This is a genomic window from Campylobacter sp. IFREMER_LSEM_CL1085 (assembly GCF_025772235.1).
Taxonomy (GTDB): Bacteria; Campylobacterota; Campylobacteria; order Campylobacterales; family Campylobacteraceae; genus Campylobacter_D; species Campylobacter_D lari_D.
The window spans coordinates 1-1086 of record NZ_JAKMRU010000042.1; the positions used below are offsets into that span (position 1 = coordinate 1).

Consider the following 1086-nt stretch of genomic DNA (forward strand, 5'->3'; position numbering starts at 1 on the left):
ATTATAATTAATCATAAATCTTATAATTACAAGAGCAATTACCAAGCTTATAACACCAATAATGATTTGTTGTATTAAAGCTTTATTTACCGGGTCTTTATAGATTTTTTCATCTGCAATCACACAAACATTATATCCTGTTGAAGATTTCTGACAAATCACAGCCTTGCGAGGAGCATTTCCATCTTCAATTAACATTGGTGAGCTTGAAAGAAGTCCTGATTTTCCTTCAGGTGTTGAAAGATATGATTTTACTATATTTTGACTTAATTCATTTTTTGTTAATAATGCCTCAGAAGATTCATGAAAAAGTATAGTTCCATCATTATCTAAAACCACAGTATATCCGCTTTGTGACCTTCCCATTGATAATACATTATCTGAAAAAGTATTTAAATCATAATTTCCACCTACTGCACCTATAAATTTACCATTAACAACTATAGGATATGAAAAAGATAAAGAAGGAGCTTTTAAGCTAGGGGCAATATAAGGCTTTGATATTACAACTTTGTTTTCTCCAGAAGCAACACTTGTGTACCAACTTCTTGTTCTAGGATCATAGCCATCAGATGGCATTTGATGGTTTCCATTTGATCTAATCATTGCACCATTGTGTGCAAGTCCTACATATAGCACATCAAAACGACTAGCTTCTTTTGCAACTTTAACCATAGTGTAAATTTCTTCTAAACTCACATTAGGATTTTTTTGCAATTCAGAGGCGACAGATCTAATAGCATCGCTTCTTGAAGCAGTGTAGTCATCAAAATTCTTTAAAACATCTTGCATTGTTTTAACTTGTATATCATTGATGAGTTTTTGAACATCATGCTTTACTTCGGCATAATTAAATGCATTTGCTATAAATAAAATAGCTATAATTGCTAAAAAAACAAAAAAAGTTAATTTTCCCGTTAAACTTCTTGTAATGTTTTTCATAATGAATTATCCTTGTTTAAAAATTGTAAATTTTAAGGGAAAAATTATCTTGTATTATTTTTAATAAAAAAATGCATTATTTAAATATAAAAAAACTATTTTTTAATAAAAAAATTATAAAAAATAACAATCACATCCAATCAA

1 protein-coding gene is annotated in these 1086 nt (G+C 28.5%); it reads right to left on the minus strand.

Annotated features, from left to right (window positions below):
• Positions 1-942: cache domain-containing protein (locus tag L8W56_RS08710; protein WP_263660028.1), on the minus strand; the 942-nt coding region annotated here is incomplete at its 3' end.
• Between the last annotated feature and the right edge of the window lie 144 nt (positions 943-1086).